This window comes from Mucilaginibacter sp. P2_A4 (assembly GCF_056405015.1).
In genome coordinates, this window is the sequence record NZ_JBFUCX010000006.1 from 19,584 (window position 1) to 42,589 (window position 23,006).

At 42.6% G+C, this 23,006-nt stretch carries 15 protein-coding genes; 13 read left to right on the top strand and 2 right to left on the bottom strand.

The window, feature by feature from the left end:
* Positions 1 to 10 precede the first annotated feature (10 nt).
* On the top strand, positions 11 to 721 hold the full coding sequence (locus tag AC1DYB_RS12765) for a dienelactone hydrolase family protein (RefSeq protein ID WP_477435379.1): 711 nt from the start codon (positions 11 to 13) through the stop codon (positions 719 to 721).
* A 39-nt stretch (positions 722 to 760) separates the two neighbouring features.
* On the opposite strand, the gene AC1DYB_RS12770 is transcribed toward AC1DYB_RS12765, so the two are convergent.
* Complete coding sequence (locus AC1DYB_RS12770) at positions 761 to 3,181, bottom strand: TonB-dependent receptor (protein ID WP_477435381.1); 2,421 nt, start codon at positions 3,179 to 3,181, stop codon at positions 761 to 763.
* An 86-nt stretch (positions 3,182 to 3,267) separates the two neighbouring features.
* Positions 3,268 to 3,687: a hypothetical protein gene (locus AC1DYB_RS12775; RefSeq protein WP_477435383.1), complete on the bottom strand. Its 420-nt coding sequence runs from the start codon at positions 3,685 to 3,687 to the stop codon at positions 3,268 to 3,270.
* A 145-nt stretch (positions 3,688 to 3,832) separates the two neighbouring features.
* On the opposite strand from AC1DYB_RS12775, the gene AC1DYB_RS12780 reads away from it, so the two are divergent.
* The 12 genes from AC1DYB_RS12780 (at position 3,833) to AC1DYB_RS12835 (ending at position 22,962) form a co-directional block, all read left to right on the top strand.
* Positions 3,833 to 5,023 (top strand): cation:proton antiporter domain-containing protein, encoded by a 1,191-nt coding sequence (locus AC1DYB_RS12780; protein ID WP_477435385.1) that lies wholly within the window; start codon positions 3,833 to 3,835, stop codon positions 5,021 to 5,023.
* Positions 5,024 to 5,199: 176 nt separating this feature from the next.
* Entirely contained in the window at positions 5,200 to 6,054 is an 855-nt protein-coding gene (locus tag AC1DYB_RS12785; RefSeq protein WP_477393812.1) for a bifunctional helix-turn-helix domain-containing protein/methylated-DNA--[protein]-cysteine S-methyltransferase, read from the top strand.
* A 6-nt stretch (positions 6,055 to 6,060) separates the two neighbouring features.
* The gene (locus AC1DYB_RS12790; protein WP_477435387.1) at positions 6,061 to 6,768 is read left to right on the top strand and encodes a 2OG-Fe(II) oxygenase; all 708 of its coding nucleotides are present in this window, start codon (positions 6,061 to 6,063) and stop codon (positions 6,766 to 6,768) included.
* The gene (locus AC1DYB_RS12795) at positions 6,765 to 7,028 is read left to right on the top strand and encodes an Ada metal-binding domain-containing protein (RefSeq protein ID WP_477435389.1); all 264 of its coding nucleotides are present in this window, start codon (positions 6,765 to 6,767) and stop codon (positions 7,026 to 7,028) included. The genes AC1DYB_RS12790 and AC1DYB_RS12795 overlap by 4 nt, the downstream gene beginning before the upstream one ends.
* Positions 7,029 to 7,134: 106 nt before the next feature.
* On the top strand, positions 7,135 to 7,689 hold the full coding sequence (locus AC1DYB_RS12800; protein WP_477435391.1) for an RNA polymerase sigma-70 factor: 555 nt from the start codon (positions 7,135 to 7,137) through the stop codon (positions 7,687 to 7,689).
* A 360-nt stretch (positions 7,690 to 8,049) separates the two neighbouring features.
* Entirely contained in the window at positions 8,050 to 9,210 is a 1,161-nt protein-coding gene (locus AC1DYB_RS12805; RefSeq protein WP_477435393.1) for a FecR family protein, read from the top strand.
* 264 nt (positions 9,211 to 9,474) lie between these two features.
* Complete coding sequence (locus tag AC1DYB_RS12810; protein ID WP_477435395.1) at positions 9,475 to 12,795, top strand: TonB-dependent receptor; 3,321 nt, start codon at positions 9,475 to 9,477, stop codon at positions 12,793 to 12,795.
* A gap of 50 nt (positions 12,796 to 12,845) precedes the next feature.
* Positions 12,846 to 14,339, top strand: a complete 1,494-nt coding sequence (locus tag AC1DYB_RS12815; protein ID WP_477435397.1) for a RagB/SusD family nutrient uptake outer membrane protein — start codon at positions 12,846 to 12,848, stop codon at positions 14,337 to 14,339.
* Between the two features lie 149 nt (positions 14,340 to 14,488).
* The gene (locus AC1DYB_RS12820) at positions 14,489 to 17,275 is read left to right on the top strand and encodes a family 78 glycoside hydrolase catalytic domain (RefSeq protein WP_477435399.1); all 2,787 of its coding nucleotides are present in this window, start codon (positions 14,489 to 14,491) and stop codon (positions 17,273 to 17,275) included.
* A 37-nt stretch (positions 17,276 to 17,312) separates the two neighbouring features.
* The gene (locus tag AC1DYB_RS12825; RefSeq protein WP_477435401.1) at positions 17,313 to 18,464 is read left to right on the top strand and encodes an acyltransferase family protein; all 1,152 of its coding nucleotides are present in this window, start codon (positions 17,313 to 17,315) and stop codon (positions 18,462 to 18,464) included.
* Positions 18,465 to 18,476: 12 nt separating this feature from the next.
* Positions 18,477 to 20,753: a beta-N-acetylhexosaminidase gene (locus AC1DYB_RS12830; protein WP_477435403.1), complete on the top strand. Its 2,277-nt coding sequence runs from the start codon at positions 18,477 to 18,479 to the stop codon at positions 20,751 to 20,753.
* Between the two features lie 10 nt (positions 20,754 to 20,763).
* Complete coding sequence (locus tag AC1DYB_RS12835) at positions 20,764 to 22,962, top strand: GH92 family glycosyl hydrolase (protein ID WP_477435405.1); 2,199 nt, start codon at positions 20,764 to 20,766, stop codon at positions 22,960 to 22,962.
* The last annotated feature ends 44 nt before the right edge of the window (positions 22,963 to 23,006 follow it).

Consider the following 23,006-nt stretch of genomic DNA (forward strand, 5'->3'; position numbering starts at 1 on the left):
TGTGAATATCATGAATAATCAACAAAACTATGTAGAACTACCGGTGGCTGATGCAGGTACCATGTCTGCTTATACCGCGTTTCCTGCTGATGTTAAGCAGCCTGCTCCGGCAATCATAGTATTGCAGGAAGCATTTGGGGTGAATCATCATATCCGGAGCGTTGCGGATAGGTTTGCAAGCGAAGGCTATATTGCCATTGCCCCCGAACTTTTTCACCGTACAGCCCCAAAAGGTTTTGCAGGCGACTATGCTGATTTTAACACGGTAGTTCCGCATACTTCTAAACTAACTAATGAGGGTTTTAAGGCCGATCTTGAAGCAACCTGGCAATGGTTGAGTACACAAACCAACGTAGATATTAATGCCGTTTATGCTATAGGTTATTGCATGGGCGGTAGGGTAGCTTTTATTGCCAATGCATTATTACCATTAAAAGCCGCAGTATCTTATTATGGCGGTGGTTTAGATAAAGTTGCCCAAATGGCTGGGGATATACATGGCAAACACCTGTTTTTTTGGGGAGGAAAGGATGCACACATCAAAACCGAAAATATCAACACCATCATTAACGCGGTTGATGAGGCCGGCAAGGATTATATCAACGTAAAAATATCATACGCCGACCATGGTTTTAACTGCGATGAGCGCCCCAGCTACAACGAAGCGGCATCAAATGAAGCGTGGGCATTAACACTGGCATTTTTAAAGAATAACAGGTAAAAAGTTAAGTGTAAGAACGGAAATTTCATCCATCAAAATTTAATGGATACGATTCCGCTCTTCTTCATTACCGGTATCCCGGCTTTGGGTGCTGGTTTCGTTACCAAAGCGGTAACTGAGAGTTAGTTGTACAAACCTGTTAAGCTGAAAATTGGTAAACCTGGTATTAATGCCATTTACCGTATAGCTTACTGCTGATGCACTACTGTGGAAAGCATCATTGAGGTTTAGAGTTATATTCAGTTTCTTTTTCAGTGCAATGGCGGTAAGCCCAAGATCCAGTTTATAGTACCTTTCAGATCGGCCGATATGATCAACCTCCGGGAATTGGTACCAGAAATTTACTGCCGCGGCAAAAGTTTTATTGGCATTAAAATAAAGGGTGTTATTAGCGGCAATATACAAACCGTAGCCTTTGATGCTTTTGATATACGATAGGGAGGAATTAGCATCTGTATGGTAAAAAGTGACCTGGTTATTATTATCAAACCAGGAAGCAGGGTGGAGGGTTAAAGTTTCTGATAAACCAAGGCGGTAGGTTTTTATAAAGTTAAGCGGGAATGTACGCACCAGGTTGGTATCAACACTGGCAATAACTATATTATTGAAACCATTATCCGTAATATTAAAAAATATAGAAGAGGTAAGTACGCTTTTATAAACGTGCGACAGCTCGAAATTACTGTTGTATTCCGGTTGTAAAAAGGGATTGCCCTCGCCATAGCTATAAGCTGTAAATAGTGATTTAAACGGGTTCAGGTTCCAGAAAGTAGGGCGGTTAATGCGCTTGCCAAATGTAAAGCCAAACGTGTTATTGGTATCTGCCTGGAAGGTTAGTGCTACAGACGGAAACAGTTTAAGATATTTTTTTGGAGTGGTTTGGTTCAGGGTTATCGATTGACCTTTTGTTTCTGTGTATTCGGCCCGTAAGCCGCCCTGGTATTTCCATTTGCCCTTCTCTCTGTTGATATTGACATAAGCGGCCTGTGTGTTTTCAATATACCGAAATTCGTTACTCAGGTTAGTATTGTAGCTGAGCTTATCATTGGTGTCCTTATCGTAATAAAATGCGTTGCTGTAATTATTGATAAAGTTAAGCTTGGTACCCAATGTTATTTTCGCGAACGAAGTCGGTATATCGGCATCGGCTTTAAAGGTAAATATCTTGATGTTTTGTTTGTTGGTATCGTAATATCGGGTTGTAGAGGCCGGAATGAGCTGGCCGTTGGGCAAATAGCTGTTCCCCTCAAAGTCCGATCGGTCGGTACGGTAATAATTAAAGTAATCGGCGTTGAGCAGTAACTTTGTGCCGGTAGTGTCAAACTTGATCAACGCGTGCATATTGCCCGAATTGCTGAGTGCGATGGGATGATAAGTTGCATAGGTTCTTAAAATTGAATCTAAACCGCCGGCCCTGTTGTAAATAGGATTGTTTACATTGTCAGATCCGATGTAAACTTCCCGGCCGCCCAGGTAACTGATCCCGATAGTGGTTTTTGAGCTAAGTTTATAGTCAACACCGGCTACAATATTATAGCTATGCATTTTATAATCACCGGTATCAGTTTGCATCCAGCTTTGTTTAGGATAAAATACGTCCGTTTCAAAACCTTCCAGTTCATGATCTGCAGCAATATTTAAACTTCCGTATGCCGACCACTTATTGGAGTTGTAATTAAGATTTGCGCTGCCGCTGGCCAACCACCAGTTGCTGTTTCCATAAACGGTTGCGGGGCTTTGTAACCAGCGCCTGTCATTAAACTGTACATTGCCCGAGAAGCCATGTTGGGTGGTGTGCTTGGTAGTAATATTGATGAGGCCCGCGTTCCCTTCGGCGTCATAGGCAGCTGAAGGGTTTTTGATCAGCTCGATTTTCGAAATTTGATTGGCCGACATTGACTTTAAAAAACGGATCAGGTCAGTACCTGCCATTTGGATGATCCTGTCGTTTACCATTACTTTCACCAATCCTTTGCCGGCAATGCTGATATCATCGCCGGATACTTTGATGCCGGGCACTTTGCCAATGGCCGCGAGGGCATCGCTGCCGGTTGCAGTAACACTCGCCGATACGTTGTATACCAGCTTTTCCTGGTTGTTTTGGATAACCGGCTTAGTTGCGGTAATAACCACCTCGCCCAACTGCGTGTTGGAGGCTTGCAGCGCGATATTTAAAAGAGTATCGGAATTTAGGTTTAATTTATTTTCAAAGGGTTGAAAGCCTGAAAAGGATGCGCTAAGCAGGTATTGGCCAACGCTAAGCTGATCAAATTTAAACCGGCCTCCGCCGTCTGTTTGTGTCGATATTTTTTTTTGATCGGCCAGGTTTATGATGCTGACGGAGGAGAAGCTTAGCGCATGTTTTGAGGCATCATCGGTAATGGTGCCTGTAAGTTTTATTTGTGCATGCAGGTTCAATTGCAGCAATAAGCAGGTAAGAAACGTAAAAATAGATCTCAAAGCAGGGTGGGCAGGTTAAAATTAAGGTAATAATAGGAAAAGAAACAGGAAACAGAAATTCAAAATGTATTTACATATAGAATAAATCAGGATGCCAGTTCTTCATCGTCGTCATCATCAAGCTTAAAAATCCATACACCCAATATCAGCGGGAGTGAGTAAGGTAACAGGAGCATGGATAAAACCAGGGGTGGATATGCATCTTTTGCCACAATGCATACCAGGAATGTAAGGACAGTTAATAAGCTAATAATTAATGTGGTCCATCGTTTTAACAGGATGGGTTTAATGTTTTTGCTTAATTTACTAATGGTTAAGATAAGCAGAAGCCCTACCGGTAAAGTGCATAAAAATACGATGCCCATAGATAAAGGATAAGCGACAATATATTCTCTTGTGTTGGTTGTTAAATTAAACACAATCGCGTTTGATGACATCTGCAAAGCCGGCGCAAATACCACCATAGTAAGCCATACCTTTAAACTATAAATTTGTGCCTGGTTCATTCATGAATTTGTATAAAGTAAATATACAGTATCCCGGGTTTCGGTCAAGGCCGCAATTTTAATCCCTGTTATTTCCTCACAAACAATACTTCAATTTGAACGTTAAGGCTGATTTAGGTATTCACCCTGTTAAGCTATCCTTAATTTGACTACATACACAACCCTGATTATACTCAGCGGACTGGTAATTTTCTCCTACCTGTTTGATCTGATAGCCGGCAAAACAAAAATTCCCTCAGTTATTTTACTGTTGCTGCTCGGCATTGGCATCAGGCAGGGTGTGGACTATTTTGGACTGAAGATGTTTGATTTTAAACTGATCCTGCCAACGCTGGGAACATTGGGGCTGATACTTATTGTATTTGAAGGCGCGCTTGAATTAAGGTACAACAGTAACAAAAATGCCATCATCAAAAAGGCATTCTTTTCGGCTTTAAGCATTTTGCTTATAAGCGCTTTTGCCATCACCTTCATTATTTACTATTTAACCAATCAAAGTATTTATCTCTGTTTTGTAAATGCTATTCCGTATTGCGTGGTAAGTTCGGCAGTGGCTATTCCTTCGGCATCAAACCTCAGCAAAAGTAAAAAGGAGTTTATTATTTATGAATCCTCGTTTTCTGATATTCTTACGGTTGTTTTGTTTAATTTCATTATACGTAACCCACACATTGATGTGGTATCCTTTGCCAAACTTGGGGGCGAACTGGCAGGTATCATATTGGTTGCCATTATATCATGCCTGTTGCTGCTTTATTTAATTGGCAGGTTAACGCACCATATCAAGTCGTTTCTTATCATCTCACTGCTGATATTAGTTTATTCGGTTGGGCAATCATACCATTTATCGGCTTTGATTATTGTGCTGGCTTTAGGCCTGTTCCTGAACAATGCCAACCAGATCACATTTCCATGGTTCAAAAAATTGTTTATCTATCCAACCTTTCAGCACGATATTAAACAGCTGTTCCAGCTTTCGGCCGAAAGCGCCTTCCTGATGCGTACCTTCTTTTTTATTGTGTTTGGGTATTCTATAGATGTTTTTCAGCTACAGAATGTTACGCTTTTATTAACCGGCGGAGCCATACTGTTGTGTATTTACCTGGTGCGTTTTTTATATATCAAACTAGTATCCAAAACCGACCTGATGCCCGAACTGGTGATAGTGCCCCGCGGACTTATCAGCGTTTTGTTATACTACAACCTGCCCGATAATTTGAAAATACCACAGGTTGGCACCGGTCTGCTTTTTATAGTGGTGCTGGGTACAAGTTTGATATTGAGCCTGGGGTTATTGATCACTAAACGGCAGACAGTTGGTAAGTTATCTGAATGATAATTTAAAGAGTTTTAGATCGGCAATAATTTTTAATTGCATAAAAATTATTGAAGTTTGCTTTATAGTCTGTTAAAAATTAACTCTGTAAATTCCATTCAGATTATTGAGCAAGTTCCGGGTTTTATAGCGTTCCTTATCAGCCTACATTTGTGGTGTAAATAACAAATAACATGATGAGCACACAAGAAAACATTAATTATGAGCGTATTGCCGAGGCAATAAATTATATAAAACTCAACTTTAAAGCCCAGCCAAATTTGGATGAGGTTGCCGAAAAGGTAAATCTAAGTCCCTTCCATTTTCAACGCTTGTTTACCGATTGGGTAGGTATTAGCCCTAAAAAGTTTTTGCAATACCTGAGCCTGGAATATGCCAAGGGAATATTGAAGGATAAGCAGGCCACTTTGTTTGATACCGCTTATGAAACCGGACTATCAGGAACCAGCAGGTTGCATGATCTGTTTATTAACATTGAAGGCATGACCCCGGCCGAATACAAAAACGGAGGTAAAGAATTGAGCATCAACTATAGTTTTGCGCAAAGTCCGTTTGGTAATATCATTGTAGCATCAACCCCCAAAGGGATCTGCTATATGGCTTTTGCCGACGATCATGCCGAAGCGTTTGATCAGTTAAAACAACACTTCCCCAACGCCACTTATACACAGGTGGTTGACCTGGCTCAGCAGGATGCTTTATTTATCTTTAAAAAAGATTGGTCGCAATTGCCTGCTATTAAACTGCACCTTAAAGGTAGTAGTTTCCAACTGAAAGTATGGGAGGCCTTGCTTAAAATACCCATGGGTGGATTATGCAGTTATGGAGATATCTCACAAAATATACAACTACCCAATGCCAGCAGGGCGGTGGGCAGCGCGATAGGGGCCAACCCTGTAGCATTTTTGATTCCCTGTCACAGGGTTATCCGTGCCACGGGCGAGTCGGGGCAATACCATTGGGGCTCAACCCGTAAATCGGCCATAATAGGCTGGGAAGCAGCAATGCTAAATCAACCGGTATCAATATAAATGGCTATGGAAATTAAAGAAAGAATTGACGGTTTAAACTGGGCTGATATTAAAGCCCAAATGGATAGCAAAGGATATGCGCTGGTTAAAAATGTTTTAACGGCCGATGAGTGTGGCAGCCTGGTAGCCCAATATGCTGATGAAAATTTGTACCGTAAAACCGTAGTGATGGAGCGGCACCACTACGGGCGGGGCGAGTATAAGTACTTTAAGTATCCGCTGCCGGCGCTCATTCAGCAATTGCGGCAAGATATTTACCCACACTTATCCCCAATAGCTAATAACTTGATGGAATTATTGAATAAAGAGCTGCGTTTTGCCACTACGTTGGATGAACTATTGCAGCACTGCCATGAGCATGAACAATTACGCCCTACACCGCTTATATTACAATATACCAAAGGCGGCTACAATGCCATGCACCAGGATTTATATGGTGAAGTATTTTTTCCAATCCAATCGGTATTTGTGTTGGATGAACCGGGTGTGGATTATGAGGGCGGCGAATTTATTTTGCTGGAACAAAAGCCAAGAGAACAATCAAGAGCGATGGTGTTAAAGCCAGCCAAAGGTGATATGGTATTGTTCACCACCAATTACCGGCCTGCAAAGGGAAGCAAGGGGTATCACCGGGTAAACATGAAACATGGCATCGGCGAAATTACCGAAGGTGAACGCCGCAGCATGGGCATTATTTTTCACGATGCCAAATGATAAAACATCTGGCATTGGGTGATACTAATTTTTCAAGGAGCAAAAGGCTAAAATACCTGCTTGATACCGGCGAAATTCAATTGGCGGGTAATGCCAAACTCAAAATATATGGTACACTCGGTTGTGGCTCCGGTAAAAGGATGAAGGCCAAAAACCGGGTGTTTTTTTTATCAGAAACCGAGGCAATAGAAAAAAACTACCGCCCCTGTGGGCATTGTATGCGCAACGCTTATAAAAAGTGGCTTGATTTTGGTATTTAAAGGGTTGATAATGAATTGATAGTTAATTGATGATTCATTTGACGAGTAAATCGCTAATTATTTTTTTATTAAATTTAGCGCAGTGATATATTAACTCCCTTTTAGGATGGCCGATAAAATAGTCATAAGCGATGTGCAACTGATTGATCGATTAAAATCGGGCGATGATGGCGCGTTATCGGCTATTTATAAAAAATATTGGCAACAGTTATATTTATCGGCCTATCATATTTTGAAGGATGAACAGGCTTGCGAGGATATCATCCAGGAATTATTCATAAAGCTTTGGGATAACAGGAGCAGCGTTCAAATATCGGTATCATTAAAAGCCTACCTATATGCGTCTATCCGTTATGAGGTGTATAGGCAGGTACGCAATAGCATGTCAACCAGCGATGTTTTTGACACGCTTTTTGATCGGCTGCAAACACCGGTTGATTATGAAAATATCGAATATAAAGAACTAATAGCCCAGGTAAGCTCGGCAGTAAATGCCCTCCCTCAAAAATGCCGCGAAGTTTATAAACTTAGCCGGGAAGAGTACCTGAGTCATAAACAAATTGCTTCACGACTAAACATCTCCACCAAAACCGTCGAAAACCATCTGACCAAAGCACTTAAACAATTACGTACTTCTTTAGGTAGTTTGATCTTGCTGTAGCTACTTTGTGTACACATCTTTTCACGCGACCGGTATAATAATTAAGATTGCATTGGCCATAAAATGCCGATTATTTAGGCTAAAGCCATCATTGCACATGCTTTCTATCTGTTGGTTGAAACCAACGGCAATGAAGAATTGAAGGCAAACAGTGGTTTAATTCATTGCCGTCCCATTTATGGGATGGGTAAATAAAGAGCCCGGGTGGCTTTAGTCAAATCATAGCCATGCTAACAAACTTGTGAACGCACAGTAGCGTGTTGTAGACGGGGTTTGTTGCCGGGAGGTAACCCATAATTTTTTTTCACTCCTAATAGGGGATACCCCCATTTTTATACTCTCCCTATAAAAACCAGGGTTGTGCAAAAGCGAGAATTTCAACAGTTAATTGATAAATACCTTAGCGGGGAGGCATCTGACGAAGAAATTCAGCTGTTAATGGATCTGTTTGATAGTTTTCAAACTGATGAAGATTGGGATGAACGGGTCCTTGGCGTAAAGCAACAACTGGAAGATAAAATGTTGCAGCGTTTGCAAAGCGCCGTTCAGCAATCAAAAAAGCAAGATCAACCAAAAGTATTCAGGCTTTTTGCCTACCGGAATATTGCCGCTGCTATAGTGGTCATGTTGATCAGTGCCGGGGTTTATTACAGCTTTCAACACGCTGATAAAAGTCCTTTAACAGCTCAAAATAAAACCGCTGTTAAGCACGATGTTGATCCGGGTAAAAATAGAGCAATCCTAACCTTAGATAACGGCGACAAAGTGGTGCTCGATTCCGCAAGAATCGGCACCCTTGCCAAAAAAGGTAACATCAACATAAAAAAAACCAAAGACGGGCAGCTGATCTATATGGTTGAAAGCGACAGCAATTCACCGGCAAATGATGTTGTGAGCTATAACACCATCACCACACCCCGTGGCGGCCAGTACCAGGTAATATTGCCCGATGGCAGTAAAGTTTGGCTTAATGCGGCATCATCTCTTAAATTTCCAACCGCTTTTACAGGTAACCAGCGCCATGTTGAATTAACTGGCGAAGCTTATTTTGAGGTCAGTAAAAACCCATCAAAACCATTCACCGTAAATGTTAATACGCTTAATGTAAAAGTATTAGGCACACACTTTAATATTAATGCCTATAGCGATGAGGATGCCATAAGGACTACCTTACTGGAAGGTTCTGTGCAATTAACCAGTGGCCCGGCGAGTAGCTTGTTAAAACCAGATCAGCAGGGCATAATAAAAGGAAATAATATACAGGTTGTTGATGTAGATGCAGAAAGATCCGTCGCCTGGAAAAACGGCATTTTTGAATTTAACCGTTCTGGCATCCAGGATATCATGAAACAGCTTTCGCGCTGGTACGATATTGAGGTAGTTTATACAGGGAAAATGCCCGATGACGAGTTTGTGGGCAAAATTGAGCGGAATGCAAAACTATCGCAGGTATTGCACATACTGGAACTTAGCCATGTCCATTTTAAAATAGAAGACAAAAAGATAATAGTATCACCTTAACCATATCGATTAATAACAATCACTTGAAATTAAATCGTTTACCTATGAAAAAAAACAGACCTCTCCATTAACACCCTACACCTACCTTACCTATAAAAAAACCGGGGGTACTGCAATACCCCCGGTTAAAATGTATGGGTCAAGTTTTTCCTGAGTTTCCTTAACAGACACATTAACCCAAAACGCAATAAAGTTATGCAATTAAACTTTAGGGGGAAAGTATTTTATGTCCCCGGTACACTAACCTCCAAGCTGTTTTTGACTATGAAGTTAACGGTTATTCTGATTTTTATTGGCTGTTTACAGCTTAGCGCTAAAAGTTACTCGCAAACTATAACGTTAAGCACAACCAATACTGCTATTGATAAAGTATTTACCGCTATTGAAAAGCAAAGCGGCTTTTACTTTTTTTACAAGTACAAAGAAATTAAGCAGGCCAAACCTGTTACCCTATCATTAAAAAACGCCACACTTGATGAAGCGCTGCGCTTGTGCTTTAAAGACGAGCCTTTTACTTATACTATTGATAACAAAACCATCATTGTAAATAAGAAAGATGAAGAGCTGGTTGTACCTGATAAGATAACTGTAACCGGGCACGTACTGGATAATGCTAAACAGCCTTTACCGGGTGTAAGCATTACCGTTAAGGGAACTAATACCGGTGTAATAAGCGGCGGCGATGGTAAATACAGCATCCAGGTTGATGATAACGCGGTATTGATTTTTAGGTTTGTGGGCTTTAAAAGCAGGGAAGAGCCGGTTAGCAAAAGAACCGTCATTAACGTATCCCTTGAGGAAGATAACCAGGAGATGAGCGAGGTTGTGGTTGTTGGTTACGGTAACCAGGAACGTAAAGATGTTACCGGCGCCATAGGTACCGTTAAAATGGGAAACATCAAAGAGATAAAGGCCGCCAGTATTGATCTGAAGCTTGCCGGGCAGCTTGCAGGTGTTACCGTAAACCAGGTTACAGGTACCCCGGGTGGCGGTGTTTCTGTTAACATCCGTGGCGCGGGTTCTGTAGGCGCGGGTGATGATCCGCTTTATGTGGTTGACGGATTTCCAATTTCTCCCGGTTTTGACCAATATTCAAATCCCATAAGCACTATTAATCCTGATGATATTGAAAGCATCAGTGTGCTTAAAGATGCTGCATCTACAGCAATATATGGGTCTCGCGGTGCAAATGGCGTTATCCTCATCACTACTAAAAGGGCCAAAAAAGGCGAATCGAGCGTTACGGTAAATACGTCAACCGGTATACAAACCATCCTCCCTAAGAGCAAGCTTAAAATGATGACAGCATCTGAATTTGCCCAATGGCGAACAGAAGCAATACAGGATGCCAACGCGGTTAATGGCACAAATAACCCCATCCCCGCCGCTTACAAAAATCCTAAATCGTTGGGTGTGGGAACCGACTGGTTTGATGCGGTAACAAGAGTTGCCCCCATGCAAAACTATGATGTCACTATTGCCAATGGTACCGAAAAAATGCGGTCGTTATTCTCTTTGGGGTTTTTTGACCAGCAGGGCACTGTGATAAACACAGCTTTTAAAAGGTATTCATTAAAGGCTAATATGGATGCCGATGTAGCCAAAAATTTTACAGTTGGCCTTAGTATAGCGCCTACCTATAGTTTAAGGAACTTACAGGAAACCGACGGCCATTTTATTTCGGGTGCTTTAAGCCAGGCCTACCTGGAAAGCCCACTCACCCCGGTAAAACAGCCCGATGGATCATATACCAATGTTGTTGGCTCGCCCGGTACATTTCAAAATGTTAACCCGGTAAGTGAATTGGTAAATACAACCAATAATCGCAATGAATTTAGGGTACTTTCTAATGTTTATGCTGATTGGGAAATTCTTAAAGGCTTAAACTTTAAATCAACTTTTGGGGTCGACTATCAAACCAAATCGCAGGACTATTTCAGGCCATCTTTTCTTGGTGGTTTCAACGTACCCAATCGCAATGGAAACCAACAGAAGGCAGTAGGCTCTTTTACTTCAAGCAATGTTTTTAACTGGCTTAATGAAAACAGTATTAACTACAAAAAAACCTGGGGTAGCCATACTTTAACGGTACTGGGCGATTATTCTATCCAACAGGAAAATTCCCACAATCGTTTAACCTTCGGCACCGGGTTTCCGGATGATGCTATACGGTCGGTTAATAATGCAACGATTATTACCGCCAACGCCACCGATGCAGAATGGCGTTTACTATCCTTAATTGGCAGGGTGAACTACGCGTATAAAGATAAATACCTGTTAAGCGGATCTATCCGCCGTGATGGCTCATCCAGGTTTGCCCCGGGGCACAGGTGGGGTACCTTCCCTTCCGTATCTGGCGGCTGGCGTATTTCTGATGAATCATTTTTTCCTAAAACAGCAGCTATTGACCAGTTGAAGTTTACCGCCAGCTATGGCCTTGCGGGTAACAACAACGTTGGCTACTATGACTATATACCATCTGTTGATGCGGCCAACTATACATTTGGCGGCGCGCTTGCTCCCGGTGCTTCAGAAACCGACCTGATTGGAAATAAAGAACTTGGATGGGAAACCACCCGCCAGCTTGACATCGGTTTGGACCTTTCATTACTTAAAGGCCGCATTTATTTAATTGCAGAGTACTACAACCGTTTTACGCAAAAAATGCTGCAATACATCCCTATTCCTATTGTATCCGGCCATGGCTCAGCTTTAACAAACGTTGGTAATGTGCGCAACCGTGGATGGGAATTTACCTTAACCACCAAAAATATTGTTGGGCACGCGTTTAACTGGTCAACAGATTTTAACATCTCCTTTAACCGCAACAAGGTATTAAGTTTAGGCCCAAACCCGTATATATATGATGCGCCGGCCAATGATAACCCTACCAGTATTACTAAGGTAGGCTTGCCACTGGGCCAGTTTTACGGATATATTTTTGAAGGGATATTCCAGAACCAGGCCGAGCTTGATAAATACGCGCATTTTGATGGTGAGCAGGTTGGAAATATCAGGTACAAGGATATTAATAAGGATGGGGTAATTGATGGTAACGACCAAACCAATATTGGCAACCCCTGGGCACAGTTTACATTTGGTTTCAATAACCATTTTTCATACAAAAGCTTTGATATGAACATTATCTCTGCGGGTTCGGTAGGCGGGCATGTATTTGATATGTACAAACAGTTTACCACCAACCTTGATGGTGTTTTTAATGTGGAAGAATCTGTTATTCATCGCTGGCGTTCTGCAAGCAATCCCGGCGATGGGTTGTTGCCTACAACCGTTTCAAACACCAACCTGGCCCGCGATTATTACCCATCCTACTGGGTTGAAAGTAACTCGTATTTAGCTGTTAAGAATATTGATATCGGGTACAATTTTAAAACCAAATTCAGTAAAAATTTCAGGGTTTATTTCAGTGCGCAAAATGCCATCCTCATAACAGGTTATAAAGGCGGTAACCCCGAAGTTGGCATAGATGGGCAGGATGGTAACCGCTCACTTTCACCAAATGTGAATTTTACGGGTTACCCGGTTTCTGCGGTTTATACGCTGGGGTGCAACGTAACATTTTAATTAAAATGAGAATTGAAAAGAACGATGGTGAAACCATAACAACTGAAATCATGAAAATTAACATATATGCTTTTCTTATTCTTGCAGCAGTTGGTTTAGCCGGCTGTAAAAAAGATTACCTTAACCTGCAGCCAACAGGAACTCAAAATACAACCATTTTTTTTAAAACGCCCGCGCAGTTTACCCAGGCTGTAAATGGTGCTTACGCGCCTTTGCAGGGTTTATACAAGGGCAGTTTTTGGGCCATGGGCGAAATGCGGTCTGATAATACCTCCTATGAATTTGACCCTTATGATCGCTCCGGTACCAACAAAGAGGAAATAGACGAATTCAGGGAAGCGGGCAATAACGATATGGTTGGCGCTTTTTTTGAGGCCAGCTATACAGGCATTGGCCGGTGTAATGCTATTTTAAGCAGGCTGCCAGCAGCCAAACTTAATGCAGCTGTTGCCGATACCATAGCCGGGCAGGCCAGCTTTTTACGGGCATTTAATTATTTTAATATGGTGCGTATGTTTGGCCAGGTTCCGTTGGTGCTTAATGAAGTAGAATCGGTAAGTGATGCCTTTAAGGTAGCTACCAAAGCCGATATTAATGCCGTTTATGCTGCTATTATTGCGGATGCCCAGGTAGCTATTGCCAAACTACCGGTAAGGTATAGCGGTGCGGCCAATAAAGGAAGGGTAACCAAGGGTACCGCAGAAACGATGCTTGCCGAAGTGTACATGACCCAAAAGAAATTTGACCAGGCTATACCGCTGCTACGCAATATCATCACATCAAACGCTTATAGCCTGAATGCCGATTATGCCGATAACTTTGATATTACTAAAGAGAACGGTCCCGAATCGATATTTGAGATCCAGTATATTGAAGGCCCCAACGGACTGGGCAGCAATTTTATGGATACTTTTATTCCCTGGGATTATTATGACAGTGACGTAACCGGCTTCGAAATAGCCAACGGCGCGCAAAATGGCTGGAATATCCCAACGCAAGACCTTGTAAACGCTTATGAAGAGGGCGATAGCAGGAGAGATGCTTCGTTAATCGATTTTACATCTGATGAATATGGTATCGATTTACCCTTTATCAGGAAATTTCAAACTACAAGCGCTGTGCAGGGTGTAACAGGTAAAAATTTCCCGGTATACCGCTACGCTGATGTTTACCTGATGCTTGCTGAATGTTTAAATGAACAGGGTTTTGCAGGTGGCGGCGATGCATTTAAATACTTAAACATGGTAAGGGAACGCGCCGGTTTGGAACATATGTCTGTTGGCAATGCAGATCCGGCGTTAAATGTTTCCGGTCAGGATGGGTTTCGTGCAGCTATCGCGCATGAGAGGCAGGTGGAGTTAGCCTTTGAAAATCATCGCTGGTTTGATCTTTTACGCACAGGAAAGGCAGCTGCAGTGATGACAGCCCATGGCGCCAGGGAAAAGGCAGGGAAAAAGGATTCATGGACTATCAACCCGGCTGCTTACACCAACATCCGGTTGCTTTTTCAATATCCGGCAAATGAAGCAGCCTTAGAACATTAACACCTGTATTTGTGGCCTTGTGAAACTTTTACAGGGCCATATTACGTTTATATACAGGTATTGCAATTACCACATCATTTTTACTCAATTTGGCGATAAAAAAGTAATGCACGTTAAAACAAAATCGTTGTAAAGCTATATTTAATGGCATGAATTATACTCAACTCATAAGCGTGTTCAAAAAAACATGTTTAAGTATCGTTTTATTACTTTTTTTACAACCCCGGGGCTATACTCAGGTTCAGCCCGTCCCCGTTCCTTTTAGTGTTGATAAACTGATATGTGAATATAAAACCAATCCAATATCTGTTGATGCAGCCAACCCCCGCCTCGGTTGGAAACTGGTGACCCAGGATCGCGGTATTCAGCAAACTTCTTATGAAATCAGGGTAGGTAGTAACGCGGTATCATTAACCAAAGGCAAAGATATTATATGGGGTACCGGCAGAATTTATTCAGATCAGTCGGTACAAATTTATTATGGCGGCCCGATGCTAACGTCAAGACAAAAAGTTTACTGGCAGGTAAGGGTATGGAACAATAAAAACCAGGTAAGCCCCTGGAGTATGGTTTACTTTTGGAAAATGGGTTTGCTAAAACCAACCGACTGGACAGCCAAATGGATCCAGGATACTTATTTATCTGATACAACAGGAGGGCCTGCCCCCATGTTCCGTAAAGCATTTAAACTGGAGCATAAAGTACGCGCTGCTCATTTGTATATAACCGCACACGGCGTTTTTGAAGCGCAGCTAAACGGAAAAAAGATAGGTGCCGATTACTTTGCACCCGGCTGGACAAGCTATAACAAACGCATTCAATACAACGTGTATGATGTTACATCTATGTTGCTAAAGGGTGGTAATGCCGTTGGGGTAACCATTGGCGATGGTTGGTACCGTGGCTACACCTATAACCGTAAAAAGGATGTATATGGTAAAAAACTGGCTTTACTTTGCCAGCTGGAGATATTATATACCAATGGCAAGCGTGAGGTCATCAACTCCGATAAAAGCTGGAAGGTAAGTTACGGCGCTATCCAGTCTTCATCGTTTTTTGATGGTGAGGTTTACGATGCACGCAAAGATAAACCAGGCTGGACAAACCCCGCCTATCGCGACCTTACCTGGGATACGGTTAAAACAGATGAAACTATTAAAGATAATCTAATAGCCACCGCCGGGCCAACGGTAAAAAAACATGAAAAATTTTTACCGCTTAAAGTATTTACTACACCAGCCGGCGAGCGGGTAGTTGATTTTGGTCAGAACCTGGTAGGCTGGGTGCAGTTTAAACTTAAAGCAAAAGCGGGTGATACCCTCCGGCTGTTCCATGCCGAAGTACTTGATCAGAAAGGGAATTTTTACACTAAAAACCTGCGCACTGCCAAACAGGAGATCAGCTATGTTTTTAAGGATGATAGTGTCGCCACCTTTGAGCCTCATTTTACCTTCCAGGGGTTCCGGTTTTTGAAGGTAGTTGGTTATGATGGTCCGCTTGATTCAACTAATCTGGCGGCTTACGCACTGTACTCAGATATGGCGCAAACGGGTAAGTTCTCCACATCAAACCCGCTTATTAACCAGTTGCAGCATAATATTCAATGGGGACAAAAAGGAAACTTTATTGATGTACCTACAGATTGCCCTCAGCGGGATGAACGCATGGGGTGGACGGGTGACGCCCAGGCTTTTTGCCGTACCGCAACCTTCAATATGGATGTTGCCGGTTTTTTTACCAAATGGCTAAAAGACCTTGCTGCCGATCAGCATAAAGATGGAGCAGTGCCCTATGTAATACCAAGCATGCTGGATAGCGCTTCTGCCGCGGCGTCGGGCTGGAGCGATGTGGCCACTATTGCCCCATGGAACATTTATCTGGCCTACGGCGATAAACGGATTTTGCAGGAGCAATATGAAAGTATGAAAGCATGGGTAGGCTATATTCAGGTGCATAGCCGCAACTACCTTTGGGATACCGGGAATCACTTTGGCGACTGGCTGTTTTATGCCGGTACCAACTATGAAGATGGCGCAGCCCTTACCGATAAAAATTTGATAGCGCAGGCATTTTACGCGCATTCAACGCAATTGGTTATCAATGCTGCTAAAGTATTGGGCAAAAGCGATGATGTGCAAAAATACTCGCAATTACTTTACAATATCAAAAAAGCATTTAATAGCGAGTATGTAACGCCAAATGGGCGCATGATATCCGGTACGCAAACCTCCTACGTATTGGCTCTTAACTTTGATATGCTGCCCGAAGAGCTGAGGCAGTCGGCCGCGAAAAGATTGGTGAAAAATATTGATGATTATGATGAGCACATCACAACCGGCTTTTTGGGTACACCTTATATTTGCCACGTATTAAGCCGGTTTGGATATAGTGATGTAGCTTATGGTTTGCTGAGGAAGGAATCGTACCCTTCATGGCTATACCCGGTAAAAAATGGCGCCACTACCATTTGGGAGCGATGGGACGGTATTAAACCCGATGGCACTTTTGAAGATCCGGAGATGAACTCATTTAATCACTATGCCTACGGTGCCATTGGCGATTGGATGTACCGGGTAATTGCCGGTATTAATACCGATGAAAATGATCCGGGATTTCACAAGATCATCATCGCGCCGCATCTTGGGGGTAAACTAACCAGCGCGCAGGCCGAACTGGAAACATTGTATGGTAAAATTAAGTCGGCATGGAGTGTAGATAACGGCGTTTTTACTTTGGATGTTATCATTCCACCCAATACCACAGCTAAGGTAGTGTTGCCATCAGTAACCGACCAAATTACCGAGAGTGGACTTGATATAAACTCGATAGAAGATATTACAGAAATTAAAAAAGTTGGTAATGACGAACAGGTGAATATTGTATCGGGCACCTATCATTTTGTTTATAACCTTAAAGTTACCGGGAAAAAGAACTAATTCATCGGGGTTAATCTATTGATGATCAAATAAAAAGATGGCAAATACGGTAGTTGGCGATAAGGCCACAAGCACCAGCAGACCAAGGCTGCTTTCGCTCGATTTTTTTCGTGGATTTACTGTAGCTGCCATGATCCTGGTAAATGACCCCGGCGATTGGGGGCATATTTACTGGCCGCTGGAGCATTCCAAATGGAATGGCTGCACCCCAACCGACCTGGTATTTCCTTTCTTCCTGTTCATGGTAGGCGTATCTATTGTTTACGCGATGCAGGCAAAAAAAGCAAATGAAGTCAATCACAACAAAGTGATCCTTTCCATTTTGCGCCGTTCACTTATTATTGTGTTATTAGGCATTTGCTTACCGCTCATCAGCGATTTTCAGTTTGCTCACCTGCGTTTTCCAGGTGTATTACAGCGGATAGGTATAGTTTTTGGCATCACGGCTATAATGTACCTGAAAACCAGTACCCGCACACAAATTATCATTGCGGCAAGCTGTTTAATAGGCTACTATTTAATAATGACGTTTGTTCCTGTACCGGGCGTTGATCATCCTAATTTAGAAAAGGAAACCAATTTGGGAGCTTATATTGATAGAATTGTTTTTACCGGTAACCATCTGTGGGCGCAATCAAAAACCTGGGATCCCGAAGGTTTGCTGGGAACTATTCCCGCCATAGCTACCTGTTTATTGGGGGTATTTACAGGTACCTGGCTCAAAAGCGATAAACTTAAAAATAGTAAGGAGATCTTTAAACTCACCGGAACAGGCGTATTACTGGTGATTGCCGGTTTAATATGGAACCTGTTTTTTCCAATCAATAAACAATTATGGACAAGCTCCTTTGTACTCTTCACCGCGGGGCTGGCTATCATTATTCTTTCCGTTTCCTATTGGCTTATTGATGTAAAGGGCTATAAAAAACTCCTGCCTCCATTCCTGGCATTTGGCCGTAATGCCATTGCCGCTTATGTATTGGTCGATGTAATTCCCGAAGTTTTATCCATTATCCCGGTTATGAACAACGGGCATAAAACTAATGTATGGTCGTACATGTACCTTCACCTGCTTACGCCAAATTTTTCGCCAGAGAATGCATCATTGATATCAGCTATACTTACCGTTTTCATCATATTCATACCAGTTTGGATATTGTACGCCAAAAAGATCACTGTTAAAATTTAAGCCACCTCATAAATGAATATTATTCGCTTCAAAATAAAATATATAGCCGCAATTTTCAGCCTATGTTTATCAGTATCTGTAAAGGCCCAGTTGCATATTATCCCGCAGCCGCTGCATTTAACTGAGCAAAAAGGTGCGTTTGTTTTAAGCGGTAAGGCAGTTATCGGGGTTGATAAAGAAAGCGAATCCGTAGGTAAATACCTGCAGGATTACGTTGCAACAAATTATAAGCTGAATTTAAAATTGAAGGTTTATCCTAAAATACCGATTGCTACCGCCATACAGTTGGTTACTACGGTGAGTAACAAAGAAGGTGCATACAGCCTTAATGTTAAACCAGGCAGCGTTAAAATAGCAGGCAATGGCGCGGGTGTATTTTATGGCGTGCAATCGCTGCTACAATTGCTTCCTGCAAAAGCTATTGCGCCCTTAAAAATAACTACATGTGCTATTGCCGATGAGCCGCGTTTTCAGTGGAGAGGTTTGAGCCTGGATGTTAGTCGTCATTTTTTTACAGTTGAGGAAGTAAAAAAATACATTGATGTAATGGCGCATTACAAACTGAATGTATTTCATTGGCATTTAACTGATGATGAGGGCTGGCGCATCCAGATTGATAAATATCCCAAACTAACCGAGGTAGGTTCAAAGATTAGTTTTTATGAAAAGCTGGGCAAGTTTCGCAAGCTGGATAATTTGATTGATGGCGGTCGCGATGGTTTTTATACCAAAAATGATATCCGCGAGGTGATCAAATACGCGCAAGCCAGGTACGTAACCATACTACCCGAAATTGAAATGCCCGGTCACAGCGAAGCTGCCATATTCGCCTATCCCGAACTGGGCTGCCAGGACTCAACCGGGGCCAAACACCGCGTGCGTATGCTGGACCCCAGCGAACATACTTTCGGTTTTATGGAAGATGTGCTTACCGAGGTGATTGCGCTTTTTCCTAATCAATACATCCATATAGGGGGCGATGAAGCTGAAATGGTAGCCTGGCTGAAAAGTCCTGCTGCCGTTGCGCTGATGAAAAAGGAAGGCCTGAAAAATGAAAAGGAAATACAAAGCTACTTCATCAAAAGGATAGAAAAATTCCTGCTCTCCAAAAATAAAAAACTGGTGGGTTGGGATGAGATCTTGCAGGGAGGGTTGGCCGAGTCGGCTACGGTAATGAGCTGGCAGGGTGAAGCAGGGGGCATAGCAGCGGCTCAAATGCACCATCATGTGGTGATGACACCATTGCCATACATGTATTTTGATGCGCCGCAGGCCAACGAGGAGCTTGAGCCTGTTGGCTGGAATCCGCCGGTAACGTGGCAAATGGTTTACAATTATGAGCCGCAGTCAAAAGAGTTAAGTCCGCAGGAGGCCGAATATATTTTAGGTGCACAGGGTAATATCTGGGCCGAAAAAGTTCCGAATGCACTGCACCTCCAATATATGGTTTATCCCCGTGCGCTGGCCGTGGCCGAGCTCACGTGGTCGTCAAAAGCAAACAAGAATATCAATCTCTTTGAGTATAAAATGAAGCAGCAATATGGCTACTTTAAATTATGGAACTTAAACGCCCGCCTGCCCAACATTGTAGGTGTAGACAATATTGTTACCAATAGCAACCAGTTTGGGCTGGTACTTCAATACCCTTTGTTGGGTGCACAAATACGCTACTCCGTTAACGGTAAAATGCCCGATAGCAATGCAAAAGCCCAGGAGTTTCCTGTTAATATCAGTGCTATGCTTAAAGATAGTTTAGTGCTAAAAACCTACACTACCTGGACCCTGAATAAGCAACACATTTTCCAGGTAGCAACTATAAAGCACGCCAACATTACCGCAAGTAATGTTGACCAGGCAGGACTAATCCCCGGCTTAAGCTATGAACTCATAAAAAGCAAAGAAACCAATTTCGCCAAACTGGATACTACTGTTATTGCAACAAGCGCGGTAGTAAACACTACCAATCCAATGGTTTTACCTGTTACCGATGGCGACCTTACCTGGGTAAAAATGAGCGGCTACCTAAAAATTGATGTCGACGGTGATTATGAGCTAACTTCGGGTTTTGAGGTTAGTCCGGCTTTGTTTTTGGATGGTAAGCCGGTGATATATAAAAATAAAAATACGTACGTTGAACCTCAAAAAGCGCTGCTGCACCTTAAAAAAGGCGTTTACAATTTAAGTGGATATTATATAGCCGATAATATAAACCGCATGCAGGATTTGTTATTGTTAAAGGAGGCTGCTACCGATAAATTGATTGACCCCGGAAAATATATGTTCCATTAATAACAGGTTTATGATGCAATTGAAAAGCTTGTTTAAAATACTTTTGGCACTCAGCTGTTTGTTTACAAGCGTTATTGCTTATGCCCAAACTTATGGTAAATATGTTAATCCATTTATAGGTACATCAGCAACAGGGCATACTTTTCCCGGTGCTACGGTGCCATTTGGTTTGGTTCAGTTAAGCCCGGAAACCGGCAATTTCGGCTGGAATTATTGTTCCGGTTACCGGTATGAAGACCGGGTTATCACAGGTTTTGCACATACACACTTAAGTGGCACAGGCGGGGTTGATCTGGGCGATGTTTTGTTTTTTCCTTTCCAGGGGAACGATCCGGTCAAATTTACCAGTGCTTTCTCTCATCAAACAGAAAAAGCTTCACCGGGCTATTACGAGGTGGTTTTAGCTAATCATAACATTAAAGTGCAGCTTACGGCTTCGGCTCACACGGGCTTGCACCGTTATGTTTTTAACAAAGCCGGCAAATCGCATTTGCTGATAGATATGCAAAGTGGTTTGGTTGAGGATGCCGAACAATTAAAAGAACATGTATCTGAAGGCAACATCACTATCAATAATAAAACCACCATCAGCGCCTACGCGTATTCGAGCCAATGGGTAGATAAGAAGGTGTTTTTTACGGCGAAGTTTAGCAAGCCATTTACCGGTCATCATTTTATTGACGGGGATACCCATCGTCGTTTGGTAGTTGATTTTGATACCCATCCCGGCGAAGCGGTGGAAGCTAAAGTTGGTCTATCGGCTGTAAGTATCGACGGCGCCCGCAAAAACCTGGATGCCGAAACGGCAAATAAAACATTTACACAGGTTAAAACAGATGCCGCAAAAATTTGGGAAAGCTACTTCGCCAAACTAAAATCTGAGGGTGCCGAAGAACAGAAAATAGCCTTTTATACCAGCATTTATCACGCCTTAATTCAACCCAATAACATTGCCGATGTAGATGGAAAATACCGTGGTGCTGATGGCCGGGTACATCAATCTGCCGATAAAGTGTATTATTCAACGCTATCCTTATGGGATACCTACCGCGCCGCACACCCCTTGTATACTCTCATTTGCCCCGATAAAGATGGCCAAATGGTTGAAACCATGTTGCGGCATTTTGGCGTTACCAAACTATTACCGGTATGGACCTTGTTTGGCAAGGAAAGTTACGCCATGATAGGTAACCACGCCATCCCCGTGATTGTGGATGCCAGCCTGAAAGGTATTAAAGGTTTTGATAAAGAGCAGGCGTTTGAAGCCATAAAAGCCACACTCACTACCAATAAAAATCCAAAGTACAACTGGGCGCTTTATATGCAGCATGGTTATCTGCCATCAGATAGTGTAAAACGTGAAGCAGTCTCCCGCACGCTTGAAGCCGCTTATGACGATTGGTGTGCTGCTGAGCTGGCTAAATCACTTAACAAAACGGCAGATTACAACTATTTTCATAAACGATCTACGTTCTATGTAAACCTGTTCGACAGATCAACCAGTCTGATGCGGGGGAGGCTGGCAGATGGTAACTGGGTGCAGCCTTTTTCCAACCTGGATAGCGGGCAACTAGCTATAGGTGGTGATTATACCGAGGGGAACGCATGGCAATATACCTGGCAGGTACAGCATGATATTCCGGGGCTAATAAAACTGATGGGAGGGAAGGAGCACTTCATAGCCAAACTCGATTCGTTGTTCAGCATGGATTCAAAAGTGTTTGGCAAAAGTTCAACGCTTGATGTTACCGGGCTGATAGGCCAATATGCGCATGGTAACGAACCCAATCATCATATTGCCTATTTATACACACTGGCCGGTTACCCGGCTAAAACGCAGCGGCTGGTAAGGCAGATAGCAGATCAGTTTTACCAGAACAAACCGGATGGGCTATCGGGAAATGATGATTGCGGGCAAATGTCGGCCTGGTATATTTTTACTGCAATTGGCTTTTATCCTGTTAACCCTGCCGATGGCAGGTACGTATTTGGCGCACCACAATTGAGCCGGATCAGCCTTGCCTTACCCGGCAATAAAAGTTTTGTTATTGTGGCCCAAAACTTATCAGTAACTAACAAGTATGTCCAGAGTATCAGCTTAAATGGTAAGCCCTATTTAAAAAATTATATCAGTCATCAGGATATAATGAACGGCGGAAAATTAGTTTTTGTGATGGGCGATAAGCCCCTGGCGGCAAAGCCCGATTAATCTTTTAAAAGCCTGATAATTTTTGTACCCTAAATTGGTATTTA

What these genes read in the sequence shown, in the direction of transcription:
- AC1DYB_RS12765 (WP_477435379.1), top strand. Translation starts at nt 11, where the DNA reads ATGAATAATCAACAAAACTATGTAGAACTACCGGTGGCTGATGCAGGT.
- AC1DYB_RS12775 (WP_477435383.1), bottom strand. Translation starts at nt 3,687, where the DNA reads ATGAACCAGGCACAAATTTATAGTTTAAAGGTATGGCTTACTATGGTG.
- AC1DYB_RS12785 (WP_477393812.1), top strand. Translation starts at nt 5,200, where the DNA reads ATGAGCACACAAGAAAACATTAATTATGAGCGTATTGCCGAGGCAATA.
- AC1DYB_RS12790 (WP_477435387.1), top strand. Translation starts at nt 6,061, where the DNA reads ATGGAAATTAAAGAAAGAATTGACGGTTTAAACTGGGCTGATATTAAA.
- AC1DYB_RS12795 (WP_477435389.1), top strand. Translation starts at nt 6,765, where the DNA reads ATGATAAAACATCTGGCATTGGGTGATACTAATTTTTCAAGGAGCAAA.
- AC1DYB_RS12800 (WP_477435391.1), top strand. Translation starts at nt 7,135, where the DNA reads ATGGCCGATAAAATAGTCATAAGCGATGTGCAACTGATTGATCGATTA.
- AC1DYB_RS12810 (WP_477435395.1), top strand. Translation starts at nt 9,475, where the DNA reads ATGAAGTTAACGGTTATTCTGATTTTTATTGGCTGTTTACAGCTTAGC.
- AC1DYB_RS12815 (WP_477435397.1), top strand. Translation starts at nt 12,846, where the DNA reads ATGAAAATTAACATATATGCTTTTCTTATTCTTGCAGCAGTTGGTTTA.
- AC1DYB_RS12820 (WP_477435399.1), top strand. Translation starts at nt 14,489, where the DNA reads ATGAATTATACTCAACTCATAAGCGTGTTCAAAAAAACATGTTTAAGT.
- AC1DYB_RS12825 (WP_477435401.1), top strand. Translation starts at nt 17,313, where the DNA reads ATGGCAAATACGGTAGTTGGCGATAAGGCCACAAGCACCAGCAGACCA.
- AC1DYB_RS12830 (WP_477435403.1), top strand. Translation starts at nt 18,477, where the DNA reads ATGAATATTATTCGCTTCAAAATAAAATATATAGCCGCAATTTTCAGC.
- AC1DYB_RS12835 (WP_477435405.1), top strand. Translation starts at nt 20,764, where the DNA reads ATGATGCAATTGAAAAGCTTGTTTAAAATACTTTTGGCACTCAGCTGT.